The following is an 18,043-nucleotide window of genomic DNA, read 5'->3' on the forward strand; positions in this document are numbered from 1 at the left end:
CAACCCGTGCGGCGACGCGCGCACCCACCCCGACACGGACCATGGATGTATGAGTACGCCCCTTCAGCAGCGGTTTCGCGCCTGGATCGCTGCGCCCGCCTATCCCTGGGTCACCGGCGGCGCTCTGACCGTCGGTGCAGTGGCGGAGCTGATCGCCTTTCCCGGATCCGTGACCACCACGATCGGAGTCCTCGTCTCCTCCGCCTCGCTGATGTGGCGACGGTCGTTCCCGCCCGTCGCGGTGCTCACAGTCGCCGCGGGGCTGCTCGGGTTCGCCGGGGACGTCAACCTGTACGCCTCGATCATGGCGAGCGGGCTGATCGGCTGCTACACCCTGGGCCGCAACCGGGTACTACACCCCGCGCTGACCGTCGCGGGCGCCGCGCTCGGGGCCCTGTGCGTGAACCTGGTGCACATCAACACCTGGTCGCGGATGGACCTGCCGGTGCCCGCGCTCTGGGAGAAGGGCTCACTCAGTCTGTTCGCCGAGTCGTTCCTGCTGACCGTGGTCATCTTCGGGGCCGTGATGATGGGTGACGCGGTACGTTCCCGAGAGGAGACCCGCAACGAACGGAACCTGGCACAGGCCCAGTTGATCGCCATGGAGCGGCAGCAGGCCGCCGAGGCCGAACGGGCCGCCATCGCCCGTGAGCTGCACGACATCGTCTCGCACTCGGTGTCGATGATCGCCGTGCAAGCCGAGAGCGCCACATACACCACCCCGGGACTCCCCCCCGAGGCCCGCGACGGCTTCCAGCAGATCGCCGGCACCGCCCGCTCCTCGATGGCCGAACTGCGCCGCCTCCTCGGCGTCCTGCGCACCCCCCAGGGCCAGAAGGACATGGCCCTCACCGCCCCGCAGCCGACCCTCGACCATATTGCCGAACTGGTCGAGCAGCACCGGGCGGTGGGCGGTGAGGTCGAGCTGAGAGTCACAGGAGAGCGGGTGTCGCTGCCCGCCGCATGGGAGCTGTCCGCCTACCGAATCATCCAGGAGGCGCTGACCAACGCGCGCAAGCACGCGCCCGGCGCCCGTACCGTGGTGGAGATCGGCTACGGCGCCGACCGGCTGCTCACGCTGCGCATCCACGACGACGGACCGGGCCCGGGTTCCGGTCCAGGCTCCGGCACGGGCCACGGCCTGACCGGGATGCGGGAGCGGGCGGCCCTGGTTGGCGGTCGGCTCAGCGCGGGCGCGGGCCCGGACGGAGGTTTCTGGGTGGAGGCGGAGCTTCCCTGGGGGACCGAGTGATCGGCATGGAAAAGGAGTTGGGTGTGATCAGGGCACTGGTCGCTGACGATCAGGCGGTCGTCCGCACCGGCTTTGTGAACCTCCTCGACACTCAGGAGGATATCGAGGTCGTGGGCGAGGCCGAGGACGGTGTGCAGGCGGTACGCATCGCCGCCGAGACCCGGCCCGATCTCGCGCTCCTCGACATCCGGATGCCGCACAAGAACGGCATCGAGGCGGCCCGCGAGATTCTGGCCGGGTCCGGGGGCGCGACGAAGGTCCTGATGCTGACGACCTTCGGGCTCGACGAGTACGTGTACGACGCGCTCGCGGCCGGGGCGGGCGGCTTTCTGCTCAAGGACGCCACCTTTCCCGAACTGCTGCACGCGGTGCGAGTGGTGGCGGCCGGGAACGCGCTCCTCTCGCCCGAGATCACCAAACGGGTGATCGGCGAGTTCGTGCATGCGCGGGCGTCGCGGCTGCCGGTTCACTCCGCTGGGGAACTCACAGCGCGGGAGGCGGAGGTGCTTACCTTGATCGCTCGGGGGCTGTCCAATACGGAGATTGCAAGCCAGCTCACGATCACGGATCACACCGTGAAGACCCATATCAACCGGCTGTTCGCGAAGCTGGAGCTGCGGGATCGGGCGCAGGCCGTGATTGCGGCTTACGAGTTGGGGCTGGTGCGGGTGGGAGGCGGAGCCCACTGAGGGATCGTTTCCCCGGTCTGCTGGGCCTCCACAGCGAGCATGACCCGCCGCCTCACCACGCCCACTCCGTCCTGGCGCGACACCCTCCAAGCGGCCGCGTGAACATCACCGAACTCCTCACCAACCTCCAGGCCCGCCACGACGCAGCCACCACCCAGGCCGGCGAACTACGCGACCTCCTCGGCACGCTCACCGCCGACCCGGCCCTGAACGTCACTCGTAGCCGCCTCGGACGCCTCACCCGACAAGGCTTCCTCACCCAACCCGGACGAGGCCGCTACCAGAAACGGACTTAACGCCCTCTCAGTTCGTTCCGTTTTGCTGCTGCCAGACACGAGGCCAGTTGCCGGACGGTGGAGGGGGCCCCGAGATACCTAGGTCACGCCGTGCGAGAGCGTAGAAGTCATCACGTGCTCGGCTCATCTTCCCAACCGCTTTCTCCCAGCCAGCAGGGTCGTCCTTCAGACCGCGAGCATAAAGTTCGACGTTCCAAACAGCTTCATGCCACTTACGAGCTGCCGCTATGGTCTCGGCATCCCCAACAAGCAGCACCGTTTCCCACTCGGCTGCACGCCGCGCCTCCGCCTCGGCGAGCTGTGTTAGGCCCTGCTCCGGATCCAGCGGGTCCACAGCGTGCTGGAATCCCCTTGCGGCCCCTATGCGCTGCGCGATGTTGATCTGATGCTTCAAGGCGTTCGCGTAGGACGCGTAGGTGTCCAGTCTCTTCTGATCCCAGCGTTCGGCTCTTGCCCGTCGCCACCGGCTCCGTTCCGTGAGGCTGGTTGCCAAGTAGGAGCCGACGGCCCCTACGCCAACGCCGACCAAGGCAGGTAACTGCTCCCACAACGTTGATCCCCCCATGACTAACGCGGACAGTCGGAGACACAGTGCCGTACTCAGTGGCTTCGGGGTAGGTGGTATGCCCGTGATCTCATGCCGTGCAGCGCGCGCTTCGGCCGGCGCAGGTGCCGTCTCTCTCTCCCCCCCGGTGGAGGTCCGTCCCGAGGCGCTGCACCCGCGGGCGTGTGCCGAGGCGACCGCGTCCTCCACCGCGCTGCAGACCCCCATCGCCCACTCCGTGTAGTCGGCGTTCTCGGCAGGGTCGGCCCTGGGGCCGGTCTCGGGGTACTGAGGCCGAAGAACTTGCTGAGCGGCTGCCGGAGAATGACCTCTTTGCCGGTGCGGGTGTCCTCGGCGATGTGCACGCCCCGCCGTTGGAGAAGTGCGCCCGGGCGGCGGACGGTGTACGGAAGGCCGGCCAGGGACTCGGCACGGCGCGCCTCGGCGTGCGGCTGGAGGAACTCCGGGAGCGTCACCCACTCGGGGACGTGGAAGCCGGGCAGGCGGCGATCGGGCACGAGGGTGCCGTCGGGCTTTTCGATGGCGGGCTCCAGCACTCCCTTCTCCGAGACGACGTGCCGCTCGACGAAACCGCCGTAGCGCACGTACAACGGGCCCTGGTTCCAGCGCAGATCGTTGGTCGGGTGACGGGAGAGGCTTCCGGTGCCACCGCCCGAAGCGCGATCATGCCCCCTGGAACCGAGTCATGGGCCGATCCGCGGGTCGTTCCGAGGACCGATCCACTTGCCGTGAAAGGGGCACGACGTGCGGCTGCGCTGCGCTGTACTGGACGACTATCAGAAGGTGGCGGCCGAGGTCGCCGACTGGTCGGTGGTCGCGGACGAGGTGGAGGTCGTGTCGTTCGACCGGCACATCGACGGCGAGGACGACCTGGCCGCCGCCCTGGCCGGCTTCGACATCGTGGTGACCCTGCGCGAACGCGTGCCGTTCCCCGGGTCGCTGATCGCCCGGCTGCCGCGGCTGAGACTGATCGTCGCCTCCGGCATGCGGAACTCCGTCATCGACTACGCGGCCGCCGAGGCGCACGGCGTCACGGTGTGCGGCACGGCCAGTTCCTCCACCCCGCCCGTCGAACTGACCTGGGCACTGCTGCTCGGCCTCGCCCGCGCCATCGTCGAGGAGAGCAACGCCCTGCGCTCCGGCGGCCCCTGGCAGAGCACCGTCGGTGCCGACCTGCACGGCCGGCGTCTCGGACTGCTCGGCCTGGGGAAGATCGGCAGCCGGGTCGCCCAGGTCGGGCTCGCCTTCGGCATGCGGGTCAGCGCCTGGAGCCAGAACCTCACCCGCGAGCGCGCCGACGAGGTCGGCGTGGAACTCGCCCCCTCCAAAGAAGAGCTGCTCGCGACCAGTGACTTCGTCTCGGTCCACCTGGCCCTCGGCGACCGCACCCGCGGCCTGCTCGGCCCGGCCGAACTCGCCCTCCTCAAACCGACCGCCCACTTGATCAACACCTCACGGGCGGCGATCGTCGACCAGGACGCCCTCCTCGAGGCCCTGCACGCGGGCCGTATCGCCGGCGCCGGCATCGACGTCTTCGACATCGAGCCGTTGCCCGCCGACCACCCGATGCGCACCGCCCCTCGCCTCCTTGCCACCCCTCACCTCGGCTACGTCTCCCAGGCCAACTACGCGACGTACTACGGGCAGGCGGTCGAGAACATCCGCGCGTTCCTCGCGGGCGCGCCCGTACGACGGCTGCCTTGACGCCCGTACGACGGCTGCCCTTACGCCCGTACGACGGCGCGCTTTCCACCGTCGGCGATCGACCGCAGGGTCACAGGCACGCACATGGCCGGGACCCGATACCGGGTCCCGGCCATGGCCCGCTGTGCGGGTGGACTCAAAGGGCGCCGCCGTGAACGAGGCGCCTCGGCCTCGGCGGGAGTCAGGCCTTCTTGCCGGGGACGACAGCGCTGCTGACGCAGGAGACCTGGCTGTGCGAAGTCGGGCACTCCTGCGTTGTGTTGTTGACGACAGTGACCTTGCCCTTGTCGGTGGTGTACGTGTACTGGCTCAGTTCCACGCAGCGCACGTGACCGTTGCCGTCGTCGACGCACTTGCCGGGGCCACCTTCGGCAGAGGCCTGGGTGGCACCGACACCGATCAGAGCGAAGCTCCCCAGGATCCCCGCTACCGCCGCGATCTTCTTCGAAGTGAGCATTTACCTTTTCCTTTACGGTCGACTCGCCGCCACTGGGCAGGTGAGTCGTTCCGGACGCATTACCGGCAAAGAAGCCAAGCGGCAGGCCCCGGGGCTCGGACACCTGGTTCGAGCCCCGGGGCCTGCGTGAATCACCTGGTCGGTGATTACTTGCCCAGGGAGAAGGTCTGCGAGCAGGTCACAGACTCACGCTCGCTGTTGTCCTGGTTGGCGAGGCCCAGGATGGCGAGGTTGACGTTGATGTCGTCGATGTTGATGAGTCCCTCACGCGAGTCGTTCTGCTCGCACGACTGGGCCTGCTCGTTCTCGAGCTTGAACTTCTCGTCCCCGTCCGCAGCGTGACCAACGCCAGCGCCAAGGAAGCTGACGCTGCCGAGCATGGCCACGACGACTGCGGCCTTCTGGTACTTGCGCATTACTTCTCCGATTTCTCGAGTTGACACAGACCGTAATGGGCTGGTCACCGACAGTTGCCAACCCTAGGCGGGGTGTGCGCCCCTTGCCGGGCGAAACGCCCAACCGCGCATGTCTCTGGAAAAGACGTTTTGTAGTTCCGCTCGCAGAGCGGGAGGACCGGCGAGCAGCGAGTGACCGAACCCCGAGTCACCGCCGAGGGCCGCGCGTGCGTGCGGGCAGACGAAGCCCGCACGGGCCGGCGGAAGTGTCAGGTCCCCTTGACGGGCAGCGCGACACTGTCGACACAGCTGACCTGGCTGTGCGACGTCGGACAGGTCTGCGTCGAGTTGTTGACGACAGTGACGTTTCCGCGCTTGTCCTTGATGACCTGGTACTCACTCATCTGCACGCAGCGGACATGCCCCTTGCCGTCCTCGACGCAGGTGCCGGGACCACCCTGGGCTGACGCCTGGACGGCACCGACACCCATCAGAGCAAAGCTCCCCAGAACCGCCGCCACAGCCGCGGTCTTCTTCGAGTTGAACATCTACCTGTTTCCTTCAGTCAGGCGGCAGGCCCCGGGGCTCGGACGCATGGTTCGAGCACCGGGGCCTGCCTGGATCAAGCTGATCAGTGGCCGCCACGCAGAGAGAAGGCCTGCGAGCAGCTCAGCGACTCGCGCTCGCTGTTGTCCTGGTTGGCCAGGCCCAGGATGGCGGCAACGTTGACGTTGACGTCGTCGACGTTGACCAGACCCTGGGTCGAGTCGTTCTGCGAGCAGGACTGGGCCTGCTCGTTCTCGAGCTTGAACTTGTCGTCCCCGCCCGCAGCGTGACCAACGCCAGCGCCGAGGAAGCTGACGCTGCCGAGCATGGCCACGACGACCGCGGCCTTCTGGTACTTGCGCATTACTTCTCCGATTCTCGAGTCGACACGGACCGTTATGGTCCGGTCACCGACAGTCGCTAAGATAAGCGGTGTTTGCGCCTTTTTCCACGCGAAACGCCCGACTGCGTGTCTTTCCTGTGAAAGTGCACGTCATGGCGTTGCCGTGCATCAGTCGGATGGGTCCAAGCCGGACCGCCGCCCCGAACCGAGCACCGGCCGGGCGGCTGCCGTCCCCGCCAGTACACCTGGCAGGAGGCCGGAAACGAGCAGAGGGCCGCGATCCGCACCCGTTTGGCGGAGTCCCTGTTCAAGACGGGTGATTTGCGGAGGATTCCTCGTGACCGGTCGGGGGTCGTCGCGTTGAAGGGGCAGTGCGGCGCTCGTACTGCTGCCGCACTTACCTAGTCAGTAAGGGAGAACGTGATGTCTCGCATCGCGAAGGTTGGCGCTGTCGCTCTCGGCACGAGCGCCGTGGTGCTCAGTGGGGCCGGTCTCGCCTCGGCCGACGCCGGCGCCAAGGGCGCGGCCATCGGCTCGCCCGGCGTCCTGTCCGGCAACGTGGTTCAGGTGCCGGTCCACGTGCCGATCAACGTGTGCGGCAACACCGTCAACGTGGTCGGCCTGCTCAACCCGGCCGTCGGCAACGAGTGCAAGAACGAGAGCCACAAGAAGAACGACAAGAAGAACAGCAAGAAGAGCGGCCACCGCCACTGACTCATGCTGTCCGACCCGAGAGCCCCGGCCCCCGAAGGCCGGGGCTCTCCCCGTGCGCCCGGTGGAAACCAGTGCCACCTCACGCGTAGCGGTAGATCCGGCCGACATCCTCCAGTTCCGCCGGCGTCACGTCCCACGGTGGCAGGCTCTGGCGCCACGCCACGATCCGGCCGTGCTGCCGATCGCCCCGGCGCGGCGGCGTCGCGGGGAGGTAGCGGGCACCGCGGTGCCGGCGTTGCCAGCGGTACCACTGCAGGTCGATGAAAGCGTGGTGCAGCCAGAACACCGGGTCATTGACGGAGGCCCCGCCGAGCATGTCCCCGCCGACCCAGCCGTGCACCCGGTTGTGGTTGCGCCAGGTCGTGTTGCTGCGGCCGGTGCCCCAGCCCTCCAGCTTGTTGCGGAAACCCCGGGTGACCGTCGAGTCCCAGGGCGCCACGTCGTAGACGGGGTCTTTCAGCGCCCACTCCAGCTCACTCTTCGCGGGCAGGCCGACCGGATTTCGGGGGCGTCCGAGGTCCCGGGTGAGGAACACCCTGTCGGTCACGTTCACCTTGATGGTCCAGTTGCCTTCCCGATAGGCGAACGGACCTGTCATCACCTGGTGGTCGGAACGGCGCCCGTCGCCCCCGAGGAGATGGGCCGTCCAGGGCGCGGAGGTGGCCTTGCGGTCGCGTGTCCAGTCCCAGTACGGCAGCGTCACCGAGGAGTCCACCCGGCGCAGCGCACGCTCCAGGTCGAGCAGGAACCGGCGGTGCCAGGGCAGGAAGGAGGGCGCCATGTGCGCGGCGCGCAGTCCGTGCTCGCCGTCCGCGGAGAAGTACTCGACGTGCATCCGCACGAACTCGTCGTATTCGCCCCGCCGTTTGACCTCCAGCAGCGCCTTGACGAACCGCCGCTGCTCGGCCCTGGTGAGCGTACCGGCGTCCTTACGTACGTACGCCACGCCGGTTCTCCGTGTGCACGTGGCCCGCGCTTCCCGGCCCCTGAGCCGGCTCGCCCAGTCGCTGACCGGGGCCGAGGGCGTCGACGGCGGCGCGGGCGGCCTCGAGCGGTGAGGGGTAGGAGCAGTAGTGGTCGACCATGCTCAGCCAGGTGCCGTCGGCCCGGCGCATCAGGTGCAGAGGGCGGCCGTCCACAGTGACGTGCCACCGGCCCTGCCCGGCCGGGCCGTGCGGTGGGGTCCACACCATGCCGATGTGGCGGCCTCGATAGGTCTCGGCGAAGACGGTGCCGCTGGGGACGTCCCCGGGCCCGGGGCGCCGGGACCGGAGGGCGGCGGCCACCGGGGCCGCCACGGCGGCGGCGAAGACGCAGACACGCAGAGTGCGCGTCGCCTCCCGCCGTGTACGGCCCGGTACCGCTCGTGCCGGGGCCGGGGTCGGCGCCTCCTCCCCCGCCTGTCCTGCGCCGATGCTGACGGCCATGGTCCGCTCCTCGTCCGGTTCCGGTGTCGTAGCCATAACCGCCGGACGTCCCGCGCGGTCACCGCCGTGCGGCCAGACAAGTGATCACCGGTGTCCGTTGCCGGAGGAAGGGAGGGAGGGAGCGTCCGTTTCACCTGATGGACACGTGCGGAGGGCCGGTCCTCGGACTTTCCGAGGACCGGCCCTCCGCAGGGCGTGGTTCGCGCCTAGAACCACAGGTTGCCGTGCACCGGCTTGGCGTCGTTGACCGCGGAAGCGGCGTTCTTCGCCGTGTGGACCAGCGACTCCTTTCCTTCGGCGGTCACGTCCAGGGGCACCTTGGTGCTGACGCCGCCGGTGAGGTCGGTGGACGCCAGGTCGCGAGTGCTCTGAGCGGCCGGAGCAGGCTGAGGAGCGGGGGCGGGCTGGGCGACCGGAGCAGGCGGAGCAGGCGGAGCACTCTGAAAAGCCGGAGCAGGCTGAGCGACCGGAGCCGCCTGAGCGACCGGAGCGGCCTGTGGAGCCGGAGCGGGCTGGGCGACGGGGGCACTCTGGACCGCCGGAGCGCTCTGGGCGACGGGAGCACTCTGAACTGGAGCCGCCGGAGCAGCCTGAGCAACCGGAGCAGCCTGAGCGACCGGAGCAGCCTGCACATCCGGAGCGCTCTGAGCAGCAGGGGCGCTCGGAGCGACCATGACGTCCTGGGCGAACGCGGGCGTGGCGGAACCTGCGGCGATCAAGGATCCGGCAAAGACGGCGGCAGCCTTCAGAGACTTCATCGTGTTCCTTTCTTCGGCAACGCGCGTCGCCGGAGGGGATTCTGTCGCCGTGCCTAACGAGCCCTGGCCTGGGCGGAAACCGGAGATGCCGAAGATTGCCAATACCTCATACGAAATCTATTAAAAGACCGAAGAACAACAGTCGTGGCGCCGCTCCCCTGCGGGCGGCACCACGGCTGGACGGGCTCAAGAGGTCGGCGGCAGCAAAGTCGTCAGCAGCGGCACCGCGGGGAGCGTGACGGCCGTCTGTGCGGGTGCCGATGTCGACGACGGGCCGGGCGACTCGCCGGACAGCTCGTCGGACGGTGTCGACGCATCGGATTCGTCCCGGAACGACATGTCGCCCGCGGTCAGCGCGGCGAGGAGGTCGTCCACCCCGGTCAGCAGGTCGTCGACCGAGGGAAGGAGGCCGCCGACACCAGAGGTGATCGTCCGCAGGAGGCCGTCGACCGCTCCGAGTACGAGGTCCAGCAGGTCGGTGACGGGGCCGGCGGCGCGCGGCACCGACACCACGGGTGCCGCAGCGGGCAGGGCGGGAGCCGGCAGCGGCACCACCGTCGACAGGAGCGAGGTCTCCGCACGCCCGGCGGCCGCCTCGGCCAGGGCGGCCTTCGCGGCCTCCCCCAGTTTCCTGGCCTCGGCCGCGGGCAGTCTGCCGTCGCTGTCCCGGAGCGCGGTCTTCAACAGGTCGGCGACGGGGGTGAGCTCGCCCCAGTTCACTTTCGCGATTTGCGCGAGTCGCGTATCCGCGCCGGGAAGCCGGACCTCGGGCGCCACATGGCCGTGCCCGCGGGACGGTTCGGCCGCCATGGCGACGGGGCCGGTGATCCCGACCAGAAGGGCGGCGCAGAGCGCGCCGGACGCGATGCGCCGCGCGGGCAGAGCACACATGGGGATTCCTTTCGACGGCGTTGGATCTTGAGCCCACCGTGAAAGCACCCACGTCTTCCCGCAACCGCTCATACGCTTTTCGGGATTCCATAATTCCCTCTTTCGCCGCGTCCGGCCTGATCAGACGGTTTGCCAGGGGCGCACCGCCTCGTTCCCTGACGGAGCAATGCGGCGGCCCGCGTCGAGCGGAGGCGCTTCTCGAGGGTGAGACGACGGCCGGAACCCGCCAAAGACTCGCAATTTCACGATTCCGACACACTGTCAGGTTTCACCCGAATTTCATCGACTATGTCCGGTTGATGACTAGAGTTGCGAACCGCCCGACGCACTCCTCAGCGCGGACACATTGCACTCGTGGCGCTCTGCCGCGGCCACCTGTTCCGAAAGGGCACAACCGGTCATGCGCCATTCCCTGGGCCCGCTGTTTCGCCGCGCGACCGTGGGCGTCCTCGCCCTTGCCGCCGTGTGGGCAGCCAGCAGTCCCCCCGCGGCCGCGCCGGCTGCCGCACCCGCACCGGAGGCCGAGAGCCTCAGCTTCACCGAGCGGTACCGCTCGCTCCAGCACGGCGGCATCGTACGCGCGGCCAACGCATCGATCACCTGCCGCGCAGCCCAGAGGCCTTCGTGCCCGGACGCCCAGGCAGGCGGCTCGGGTGTGAACGGCGACTTCGACATGTTCTACGTCGATGTCGACCGCGACCCCAACACCTACAACTCCTCCCGCGCGGAGGTCCGCCTCCCCAACGGCGCCCGGGTGACGTACGCGCGCCTCTACTGGGGCGGCAACCTGCGCGTGGGCGAGCAGAAGCCGCCCGAGGACAACGGGCGCGTGCTGATCGCCGAACCCGGCGGCGAGTACAAGCAGTTGCTCGCGGACACGCTGGTCGGACACCGCGTCATGGACGGCATGGACGCCTTCCAGGCCTCGGCCGACGTGACACAGCTGCTACGGGAGGGCGGAGCGGGCCTGTACACCGTGGCCCAGATCAACATCGCCATGGGCAGGTCGACGGCCGGGGCCTGGGGCGGCTGGACGCTCTTGGTGGCCTACGAGAACCCGGCTGAGCCACTGCGGCACCTCGCGGTAAGGGACGGCTTCACCCCGCTGAGGTCCGGTACGGGACAGGAGATCCGCCTGTCCGGGCTGGGTTTCGCCGCCGGCGCGTGGGGCCGTGCGGGCCTGGTGACGTACAACGGCGACCGCGGCACCACCGGCGACTCGCTCACCGTGACGACCGGCCAGACCGAGTCGGTCCTCACCAACAGCGCCAACCCCCGGGACGACGTCCTCAATTCCACCATCAGTGAGCCGGGAGCGGACGCGGCACGTGTGCCCGCCCACGCCAACCACCTCGGTTACGACTCCGATGTGTTCGATCTCGGCAGCGGCCTGCAGCAGGCCGGTGACGAGGCGACCTTCCGGATCCGGTCTCAGCAGGACGCGGCGTGGGCCGGCGTGCTCTTCGTCGCCGTCGACGCACGGCGGTGAGTACGCCGCCGCCCGCCCCGAACGCCTTCGCGAGCGAGGAATCCGCGCACATGCACCTGTCATCCACCGCACCACACCCCAGAGTCCTGCACCTCACCCAGCCGGTGGACGGCGGCGTCGCGCGCGTCGTCACGGACCTGGTCCAGGCACAGCTGTCGGACGGCTTGGACGTCACCGTGGCCTGCCCCGACAGCGCGCTCACCACGAACCTCCGGGGGCTCGGCGCGCGCGTACGGCACTGGCACGCGACGCGGTCGCCCGGTACCTCGCTCGTCCGGGAGGTACGGCACCTGGCACGGGTGATCGACGAGGTGCGTCCGGATCTGGTGCACGCACACAGCGCGAAGGCCGGGCTCGCCGGACGCCTCGCGGTGCGCGGGCGGATCCCGACGGTCTTCCAGCCGCACGCCTGGTCGTTCGAGGCGGTCGGCGGTGGCACCGCCACCCTGGCGCTCATGTGGGAACGCTGGGGGGCGCGTTGGGCCTCACGTGTGCTGTGTGTGAGTGAGGCGGAACGCGCGACCGGCATGGGCGCCAGGATCACCGGCCGGTGGACGGTCGTCCCCAACGGCATCGACCCGGAGCGCTTCCGTCCGGCCGCCGCGGACGCCGTACGGGCCGGGCTCGCCCCGCTCGCCGGCATCCACCCGGCGGCACCGCTCGCGGTGTGCGTGGGGCGGCTGTGCCGGCAGAAGGGCCAGGACGTCCTGCTGCGGGCGTGGGAAACCGTCGAACGGCAGGTGCCCGACGCCCGCCTCGTCCTGGTCGGCGACGGGCCGGACCACGACCGGCTCCGCGAAAGCGCCCCGCGCTCCGTGGTGTTCGCGGGAGCCGTCGCCGACGCCTCCCCCTGGTACCAGGCCGCCGATCTCGTCGTCCTGCCGTCCCGCTGGGAGGGCATGGCCCTGGCGCCGCTGGAGGCGATGGCCTGCGGGCGGCCGGTAGTGGTCACGGACGTCGACGGCGCCCGCGAGAGCCTGCCGCCCTCCTGCTCCACCCCGTGCCTGGTCCCGCCGGAGGACCCGGCGGCGCTGGCCGGGGCCGTCACCGCGCTGCTGGCGGACCCGCTGCTGCGCGAGTCGCTCGGCGAGCAGGGCCGCCGGCACGTGCTGTCCACCCACGACGTGCGGTACACCGCCGAGGCCGTCTCGGACGTCTATCGCGATCTGCTCGGCCCATGGACCGCCACCACCCCCAGCGCTCAGCACGGTCAGCCGCTCGACACCGGATGTGGCGCCGAGGCGAACCGGACAACACAGCGCGTCGAGCCCACCGAGTACAGGGAGTCCATCCACTCGTGACCGCCGAACGTACCGTGCCCTCCCCCGGCGTACCGCCACGGGACCACGGATCCTCACCAGTCTCGGTCATGCCGCCGCGCGGCACCGCCACCGGTTTCCGGTCGTCCGCCCCACGGCGCCCGGTCCGGTCGGCCTCCCCCGTCCCGCTGCTGGTCGCCGACGGCTTCGCCGCCCTGGCGGGCACGCTCGCGCTCAGCGAGGCCCAGCGCCATCCGCTCCTCGTCACGCTGCTGGTCGTCGCCTCGCTGCTGCTGGTGCGGCGCGACGGGCGGCCACCGGTACCCGGGCTGCTGGAGGAACTGCCCGCCGTGTGCGGTCGCATCGCGGTGGCATGGCTGGCGCTCGCGGCGCTCCTGGCGGCGTACCGCCCGGAGCACGCGCTGTCCCTCAGTACCGTGCTGACGGGCCTCGCCCTGCACGCGGTGGCCGGCTGCGCGCTGCGCGGAGCCGTACACGCGCGGCGCCGCGCCGCACTGCTGCGCCACCCGCACACGGCACTCGTCATCGGCCCGGTCACGACCGCGCAACGCGTGGCCGCCGCCGTACTGCGTCACCCGCGGTGCGGAGTACGGCCGGTGGGAATCGTCGCCGAGCAGCCGGACGGCTCCGAGACTCTGCCGGTGCTGACGACCGCCGAGGAGGTCGAGCGCGCGGTCATCCAGAACGGGGTGGGGGCGGTGCTGGCCGTGCACCCCTCCGTACGCGCCGAACAGGAGCCGCTGCTGCGGACGCTGGCCGAGTCGGGCTGCGTGGTCTGGGAGGTCGACGCCGACTCCCCGTCGTACGCGACACGGGAGCGGCTGGCCGGGTTCTCCTGCCGTCGGCTGGACGTGTCCCCGGCCCGGCGGGACAGCGCGGCCAAGCGGACGCTCGACATCCTGGTGTCGGGGACGCTGCTGCTGCTGGTCAGCCCGCTGCTGCTGACCTTCGCCGCGGCGCTGCGGATCAGCGACGGGCCGGGCGTGGTGTTCCGGCAGGAGCGCATCGGCAGGGGCGGCAAGCCGTTCACGCTGCTGAAGTTCCGTACGCACCGCCCGGTCGACGAGCACGAGTCGGCGACCCGGTGGAGCGTGGCGAACGAGAACGAGATGCGCTGGTTCTGCCGGATGCTGCGGCGCACCTCGCTCGACGAACTGCTCCAGCTGTGGAACGTGCTGCGGGGCGACATGAGCCTGGTCGGACCGCGGCCCGAACGCCCTTATTTCGTCGCTCAGTTCGGCCAGACATACCCCGGTTACACGGTCCGCCACCGCATGCGGACCGGCATCACCGGCCTCGCCCAGATCCACGGTCTGCGCGGCGACACCTCGATCGAGGACCGCTGCCGGTTCGACAACGCCTACATCGACGACTGGTCCCTGTGGCAGGACGTCTGCATCCTGCTGCGCACCGCCGCCACGGTGGTACGTCCCACGGGGAGCTGACAGACGTGAGCCTCGCACTGACACCGCTTCCCCACCGCGTCGCCGCGCTGACACCGGCCCTGCTCGTCGTGGCCGTACCCGCCCTGCTGGCGCTGCCGCTGACGCGGGACGGCGCGGGGCCCGCCGACGTGCTCTCCGGGCTGGTGGTGGTGTACTGCGTGATCCGTCTCCTGCTCGAACGGCGGCGCCCGCTGTCGCCCGCCGCTGCCGTGGTGCTGGGCCTGCCGGTCGTGGGGCTCGCGCTCGCCGCCATGGGGGCGTTCTCGTCCCAGGCCGGGCTCACCGGCCTGGGACGCTATCTGCAGACCTTCGTACTGGTTCCGGCGGCCGTGCTGCTGCTGCTGCGCGACCGGACCGGCTTCCGGATGGTGGTCTGGTCCTGCGTGGGGCTCGCTCTGTGTCAGGGGGCCCTCGGCGTCCACCAGTTCGTCACCCGGACCGGTGCCTCCTACCAGGGCGCGAACATCCGGGCGGTGGGCACCTTCGGGCCGCAGGACGTGATGGGCATGGCGACGGCGGTCTCCCTCGGCCTGGTGTGCGCGGTCGGGATCGCGCTGGGCCGGGTGTCCGTACGGCAGCGGGTGGCCGCCATCGCCTGCGCGTCGGTGCTGCTGCTGCCGCTCGCGCTCTCCTTCAGCCGGGGAGCCTGGATCGCGACCGTCCTGACGTGCGCCGTGCAACTGGTTCTGACCGGATGGCGGCGCGCGCTCAAGGCGGTCGCGGCCGCGGTCGCGGCCGGTGTGATCCTGGTGGGCGGGTTCGGCGTGGGCTCGGCGCTTCTGCAACAGCGGATCGGCAGCATCGCCCAGGTCACCGACGCCCCCGACCAGTCCGTCGTCGACCGGTACACCCTGTGGGCGTCCGCCACGGAGATCTGGCGGCAGCACCCGCTGACGGGTGTCGGGCTGAAGGGCTTCCCCGAGTACCGGGACGGGCACGCGACGCTTGCGCTGTCGTCGGGCAGCGAGACCGAAGGCGCGGGAGCGGCGTACCAGAGGCAGCCGCTGCTGTCTCCGCACAACATGTACCTGCTGGTGCTGAGCGAGCAGGGCCTGATCGGGCTGCTCGCGCTCGCCGGGAGCTGGCTGGCGCTGCTGGTGTGCGGGGTGCGGCGCGTGGTGCGCGTCCGCGACCGCGGCCCGGGACTCGACTGCGGGCTCGTTGCCTGCGGGCTGCTGGTCTGGCTGCTGACCGACTTCATGTACGGAGACATCGGCGGTCCCTCGACCGTGCTGATCGCCGTGGCCATGGGGCTCGGGGCGTGGTGGGCGCTGACCTGCGACACGCGGGTGGAGGCGCCCCGCTGCGGGGTGCCTCAGCGCGCCGAGGAGGCCCTGGCGCGATGACGGTGGTGCCTTCGCAGTCCCCCGGCTCCGAGACGGACGACGCGACGACCGTGCCCCCGGCGCGTGCCGCCGCCGAAGCCGGCGGCGGTGCCGACCAGGCCTCGGCATCGTCGTCGGTCTCCGGGAGTTTCCTGGCCAGGGCCGCGCTCGTCACGGCGTCGCTGTCCATCGCCGGTTCCCTGCTCGGCCTGGTGCGCGACCAGTCGCTGGCGCGGCTGTTCGGCGCCGGGAGCGACACGGACGCCTTCCTGGTGGCGTGGACGGTACCGGAGTTCGCCGCCACGCTGCTCATCGAGGACGGGCTGGCGATCGCGCTGATCCCGGCGTTCAGCATGGCGCTGGCACGTCGCGCCCGAGGCGCACCGGGCGACCCGGTCCGCGCCCTGGTCGGCGCCACCCTGCCCCGGCTCTGCCTCGCCCTCACCGCGGTGGCCGCGCTGATCGCCGGCACGGCTCCCTACCTGGTCCGGGCTCTCGCTCCCGGCCTGCCGGACCCCCGGCTCGCCGTCGACTGCACCCGGATCACGGCGACCTGCGTGCTGGCCTTCGGGCTCGCCGGGTACTGCAGCGCCGCCCTGCGGGCACATCGCTGTTTCCTCGCGCCCGCGGCGATCTACGTCGCCTACAACACCGGCATCATCGCCGCGATGTTCCTCCTCGGCGAAGGCTGGGGCGTTCGCTCCGCCGCGGTCGGGGTCGCGGCGGGCGGCTGTCTGATGGTTGCGGTGCAACTGCCGTCGCTGTGGCGGCGACTGGCGTCGCGTACGCCGACCCTGGCCAGGGCAGGGGCGGTGGTGGAGGAGCGGCCGATGCAACTCGCCCTGGTCGCCGCGGTACTCCTCTTCGCCCTGTGCCGCCAGTCGCAGGTCCTCGCGGAACGCTTCCTCGCCTCCGGCCTGCCCGCCGGCGCCATCTCCCACCTGAACTACGCGCAGAAGGTCGCCCAGATCCCGATGACGCTGTCGCTGATGGTGTGCACCGTCACCTTCCCGGTGGTGGCGCGGGCCCTCGCGGACGGCGACACCGCGCGGGCCCGCAGCCGGGTGGAGCGGGACCTGGCGCTCGCCTCATGGCTGGTGCTGCTGGGCATGTGCGCGGTGATCGCCTGCGCCCCCCAGATGATCGAACTGCTCTTCCAGCGGGGTGCGTTCACCGCGAGCGACACCGCCGCGACAGCGGGCGTCATGCGCGTGTACGCCCTCGGGCTGCTGGGCCAGACCCTGGTGGGCGCCCTCGTGCGGTCCTACTTCTCGGCGGGCCGGGCCAGCTGGTACCCCCTCGGCGCGATGGCGGCGGGCATCGCCGTGACGTCCTGGATCGGCGCCGCCTCCGTGCAGCCCTGGGGCGTGGCGGGGATCGCCGCCGCCAACGCCCTCGGCATCACCGGCACGGCCACCCTGCTGCTCGCCGGGCTGCGAACGGGTCGGCTGAGCAGCCCCCACAGCGTCTCGGTCCGTGTCCGGCAGGTCCTGGCAGAGCTGGGCAGGCTGGTGTCCGCCGCGGTCGTCGCCACGGCCGCGGGAATGTTCGCCGCCAGCCGGCTGCCGTCCCCGGCGGCGGGCCTCGCGGCCGGCCTCCTGACCGTGACCTTCGTCTTCGTCCCGCTCACCTGGGCCCTCGGTGCCCAGAGTTCCGCGTCCGCTCTGCGCTCCCTACGCGCCGTCACACGAAGGCTCACACATGGCCGCTTCCGTTGATTCCCTCGACACCGGCAGACCCCTGGCCCCGCGCAAGGGTCCGGCCCCCTGGGTGGCGATGTACCACTCGGTGGGCGACTGCTCGGACGACCCGTACCGCATCACGGTCACGCCCGAACGGCTCGAGAGGCAGCTGGCCTGGCTGCGCCGGCGCGGGCTGCGGGGCGTGTCCATGACCGAGCTGCTCGCCGCCCGCGCCCGGGGCGAGGGCCGGAAGCTGGTCGGGCTGACCTTCGACGACGGGTACGCCGACTTCGTCACCGACGCCCTGCCGCTGCTGCACCGCTGGGACTGCGGCGCCACCCTCTTCGTGCTGCCCGGAAGGCTCGGCGGCGACAACGCCTGGGATCCGCTCGGCCCGCGAAAGCCGCTGCTCACCGCGGACGGCATCCGGCGCGCGGCCGCCGAAGGCGTGGAGATCGGCTCGCACGGGCTGACGCACGTCGACCTCACCAAGGCGGACGACCGCACGCTCAAGGCCGAGGTCGCCGAGAGCCGCGCACAGCTCGAGGAGCTGACCGGCACCCCGGCCGGGGGCTTCTGCTACCCGTACGGCACGATCGACGCCCGCGCCGTCGAGGCCGTACGGGAAGCGGGGTACACCTACGCCTGCGCCATCGACCCCGGCCCGCTGACCGGTCCGCACGCCCTGCCGCGCGTCTACGTCGGCCAGGACGACACGGCGTGGCGCCTGCACCTCAAGCACTGGCTGCACCGGCTACGCCGGCGCCCGGTGGAGGGCCTGTGAG

At 70.7% G+C, this 18,043-nt stretch carries 21 protein-coding genes; 12 read left to right on the plus strand and 9 right to left on the minus strand.

Features of this window, described 5'->3' with window-relative positions; genetic code table 11:
* Positions 1-49: 49 nt before the first annotated feature.
* The 3 genes from CEB94_RS14600 to CEB94_RS14610 all read left to right on the plus strand — a co-directional run bounded on the left by CEB94_RS14600 (position 50) and on the right by CEB94_RS14610 (position 2,237).
* The gene (locus CEB94_RS14600; RefSeq protein WP_175432634.1) at positions 50-1,252 is read left to right on the plus strand and encodes a sensor histidine kinase; all 1,203 of its coding nucleotides are present in this window, start codon (positions 50-52) and stop codon (positions 1,250-1,252) included.
* Between the two features lie 5 nt (positions 1,253-1,257).
* The gene (locus CEB94_RS14605) at positions 1,258-1,941 is read left to right on the plus strand and encodes a response regulator (RefSeq protein WP_175432635.1); all 684 of its coding nucleotides are present in this window, start codon (positions 1,258-1,260) and stop codon (positions 1,939-1,941) included.
* A gap of 98 nt (positions 1,942-2,039) precedes the next feature.
* Positions 2,040-2,237 carry a hypothetical protein gene (locus CEB94_RS14610; protein ID WP_246111799.1) on the plus strand — a complete coding sequence of 66 codons (198 nt, stop codon included), beginning with the start codon at positions 2,040-2,042 and terminating at the stop codon, positions 2,235-2,237.
* 7 nt (positions 2,238-2,244) lie between these two features.
* Here CEB94_RS14610 and CEB94_RS14615 read toward each other — a convergent pair whose 3' ends face one another.
* Complete coding sequence (locus tag CEB94_RS14615) at positions 2,245-2,631, minus strand: YbhB/YbcL family Raf kinase inhibitor-like protein (RefSeq protein ID WP_246111800.1); 387 nt, start codon at positions 2,629-2,631, stop codon at positions 2,245-2,247.
* A 206-nt stretch (positions 2,632-2,837) separates the two neighbouring features.
* Positions 2,838-3,386: a class III lanthionine synthetase LanKC N-terminal domain-containing protein gene (locus CEB94_RS42485; RefSeq protein WP_484422086.1), complete on the minus strand. Its 549-nt coding sequence runs from the start codon at positions 3,384-3,386 to the stop codon at positions 2,838-2,840.
* Positions 3,387-3,546: 160 nt separating this feature from the next.
* Between CEB94_RS42485 and CEB94_RS14620 the strand changes: the two genes are divergently transcribed.
* Positions 3,547-4,506, plus strand: a complete 960-nt coding sequence (locus CEB94_RS14620; RefSeq protein WP_175432637.1) for a D-2-hydroxyacid dehydrogenase family protein — start codon at positions 3,547-3,549, stop codon at positions 4,504-4,506.
* Between the two features lie 181 nt (positions 4,507-4,687).
* On the opposite strand, the gene CEB94_RS14625 is transcribed toward CEB94_RS14620, so the two are convergent.
* From CEB94_RS14625 to CEB94_RS14640, 4 genes are all read right to left on the minus strand, one after another.
* A complete protein-coding gene (locus tag CEB94_RS14625) occupies positions 4,688-4,963 on the minus strand; it encodes a hypothetical protein (protein WP_175432638.1) in 276 nt (91 codons plus the stop codon).
* A 146-nt stretch (positions 4,964-5,109) separates the two neighbouring features.
* Positions 5,110-5,379, minus strand: coding sequence for a hypothetical protein (locus CEB94_RS14630; protein WP_175432639.1), 270 nt, complete (start codon positions 5,377-5,379; stop codon positions 5,110-5,112).
* Positions 5,380-5,627: 248 nt separating this feature from the next.
* Positions 5,628-5,906, minus strand: a complete 279-nt coding sequence (locus tag CEB94_RS14635) for a hypothetical protein (protein WP_175432640.1) — start codon at positions 5,904-5,906, stop codon at positions 5,628-5,630.
* An 83-nt stretch (positions 5,907-5,989) separates the two neighbouring features.
* Complete coding sequence (locus CEB94_RS14640; protein ID WP_175432641.1) at positions 5,990-6,268, minus strand: hypothetical protein; 279 nt, start codon at positions 6,266-6,268, stop codon at positions 5,990-5,992.
* 402 nt (positions 6,269-6,670) lie between these two features.
* Between CEB94_RS14640 and CEB94_RS14645 the strand changes: the two genes are divergently transcribed.
* A complete protein-coding gene (locus tag CEB94_RS14645; protein ID WP_175432642.1) occupies positions 6,671-6,961 on the plus strand; it encodes a chaplin in 291 nt (96 codons plus the stop codon).
* A gap of 79 nt (positions 6,962-7,040) precedes the next feature.
* Here CEB94_RS14645 and CEB94_RS14650 read toward each other — a convergent pair whose 3' ends face one another.
* A complete protein-coding gene (locus CEB94_RS14650; RefSeq protein ID WP_175432643.1) occupies positions 7,041-7,907 on the minus strand; it encodes a tyrosinase family protein in 867 nt (288 codons plus the stop codon).
* On the minus strand, positions 7,891-8,388 hold the full coding sequence (locus tag CEB94_RS14655) for a tyrosinase family oxidase copper chaperone (protein WP_175432644.1): 498 nt from the start codon (positions 8,386-8,388) through the stop codon (positions 7,891-7,893). Before CEB94_RS14655 ends, CEB94_RS14650 begins: the two co-directional genes overlap by 17 nt.
* A gap of 672 nt (positions 8,389-9,060) precedes the next feature.
* Between CEB94_RS14655 and CEB94_RS14660 the strand changes: the two genes are divergently transcribed.
* Positions 9,061-9,270 (plus strand): hypothetical protein, encoded by a 210-nt coding sequence (locus CEB94_RS14660; protein WP_175432645.1) that lies wholly within the window; start codon positions 9,061-9,063, stop codon positions 9,268-9,270.
* A 62-nt stretch (positions 9,271-9,332) separates the two neighbouring features.
* Here CEB94_RS14660 and CEB94_RS14665 read toward each other — a convergent pair whose 3' ends face one another.
* A complete protein-coding gene (locus tag CEB94_RS14665) occupies positions 9,333-10,037 on the minus strand; it encodes a hypothetical protein (protein ID WP_175432646.1) in 705 nt (234 codons plus the stop codon).
* A 400-nt stretch (positions 10,038-10,437) separates the two neighbouring features.
* Between CEB94_RS14665 and CEB94_RS14670 the strand changes: the two genes are divergently transcribed.
* Genes CEB94_RS14670 through CEB94_RS14695 form a run of 6 tightly spaced genes read left to right on the plus strand, consistent with a single transcriptional unit; the run spans position 10,438 to position 18,042 of the window.
* Positions 10,438-11,526, plus strand: a complete 1,089-nt coding sequence (locus tag CEB94_RS14670) for a DUF3344 domain-containing protein (protein ID WP_175432647.1) — start codon at positions 10,438-10,440, stop codon at positions 11,524-11,526.
* Positions 11,527-11,576: 50 nt separating this feature from the next.
* Complete coding sequence (locus CEB94_RS14675; protein WP_175432648.1) at positions 11,577-12,827, plus strand: glycosyltransferase; 1,251 nt, start codon at positions 11,577-11,579, stop codon at positions 12,825-12,827.
* The gene (locus CEB94_RS14680) at positions 12,824-14,251 is read left to right on the plus strand and encodes an exopolysaccharide biosynthesis polyprenyl glycosylphosphotransferase (RefSeq protein ID WP_175432649.1); all 1,428 of its coding nucleotides are present in this window, start codon (positions 12,824-12,826) and stop codon (positions 14,249-14,251) included. The genes CEB94_RS14675 and CEB94_RS14680 overlap by 4 nt, the downstream gene beginning before the upstream one ends.
* A 5-nt stretch (positions 14,252-14,256) precedes the next feature.
* Positions 14,257-15,597 (plus strand): O-antigen ligase family protein, encoded by a 1,341-nt coding sequence (locus CEB94_RS14685; RefSeq protein ID WP_175432650.1) that lies wholly within the window; start codon positions 14,257-14,259, stop codon positions 15,595-15,597.
* Positions 15,594-17,294 (plus strand): lipid II flippase MurJ, encoded by a 1,701-nt coding sequence (locus CEB94_RS14690; protein WP_175432651.1) that lies wholly within the window; start codon positions 15,594-15,596, stop codon positions 17,292-17,294. The genes CEB94_RS14685 and CEB94_RS14690 overlap by 4 nt, the downstream gene beginning before the upstream one ends.
* The gene (locus tag CEB94_RS14695; protein WP_175432652.1) at positions 17,278-18,042 is read left to right on the plus strand and encodes a polysaccharide deacetylase family protein; all 765 of its coding nucleotides are present in this window, start codon (positions 17,278-17,280) and stop codon (positions 18,040-18,042) included. Before CEB94_RS14690 ends, CEB94_RS14695 begins: the two co-directional genes overlap by 17 nt.
* Position 18,043 lies beyond the last annotated feature (1 nt).

This window comes from Streptomyces hawaiiensis, from assembly GCF_004803895.1.
Taxonomy (GTDB): Bacteria; Actinomycetota; Actinomycetes; order Streptomycetales; family Streptomycetaceae; genus Streptomyces; species Streptomyces hawaiiensis.

Bases quoted from the DNA above. Each gene is read 5' to 3' on its own strand.
- CEB94_RS14600 (WP_175432634.1), top strand. From the start codon at position 50: ATGAGTACGCCCCTTCAGCAGCGGTTTCGCGCCTGGATCGCTGCGCCC.
- CEB94_RS14605 (WP_175432635.1), top strand. From the start codon at position 1,258: ATGGAAAAGGAGTTGGGTGTGATCAGGGCACTGGTCGCTGACGATCAG.
- CEB94_RS14625 (WP_175432638.1), bottom strand. From the start codon at position 4,963: ATGCTCACTTCGAAGAAGATCGCGGCGGTAGCGGGGATCCTGGGGAGC.
- CEB94_RS14630 (WP_175432639.1), bottom strand. From the start codon at position 5,379: ATGCGCAAGTACCAGAAGGCCGCAGTCGTCGTGGCCATGCTCGGCAGC.
- CEB94_RS14635 (WP_175432640.1), bottom strand. From the start codon at position 5,906: ATGTTCAACTCGAAGAAGACCGCGGCTGTGGCGGCGGTTCTGGGGAGC.
- CEB94_RS14640 (WP_175432641.1), bottom strand. From the start codon at position 6,268: ATGCGCAAGTACCAGAAGGCCGCGGTCGTCGTGGCCATGCTCGGCAGC.
- CEB94_RS14645 (WP_175432642.1), top strand. From the start codon at position 6,671: ATGTCTCGCATCGCGAAGGTTGGCGCTGTCGCTCTCGGCACGAGCGCC.
- CEB94_RS14655 (WP_175432644.1), bottom strand. From the start codon at position 8,388: ATGGCCGTCAGCATCGGCGCAGGACAGGCGGGGGAGGAGGCGCCGACC.
- CEB94_RS14660 (WP_175432645.1), top strand. From the start codon at position 9,061: ATGACGTCCTGGGCGAACGCGGGCGTGGCGGAACCTGCGGCGATCAAG.
- CEB94_RS14665 (WP_175432646.1), bottom strand. From the start codon at position 10,037: ATGTGTGCTCTGCCCGCGCGGCGCATCGCGTCCGGCGCGCTCTGCGCC.
- CEB94_RS14670 (WP_175432647.1), top strand. From the start codon at position 10,438: ATGCGCCATTCCCTGGGCCCGCTGTTTCGCCGCGCGACCGTGGGCGTC.
- CEB94_RS14675 (WP_175432648.1), top strand. From the start codon at position 11,577: ATGCACCTGTCATCCACCGCACCACACCCCAGAGTCCTGCACCTCACC.
- CEB94_RS14690 (WP_175432651.1), top strand. From the start codon at position 15,594: ATGACGGTGGTGCCTTCGCAGTCCCCCGGCTCCGAGACGGACGACGCG.
- CEB94_RS14695 (WP_175432652.1), top strand. From the start codon at position 17,278: ATGGCCGCTTCCGTTGATTCCCTCGACACCGGCAGACCCCTGGCCCCG.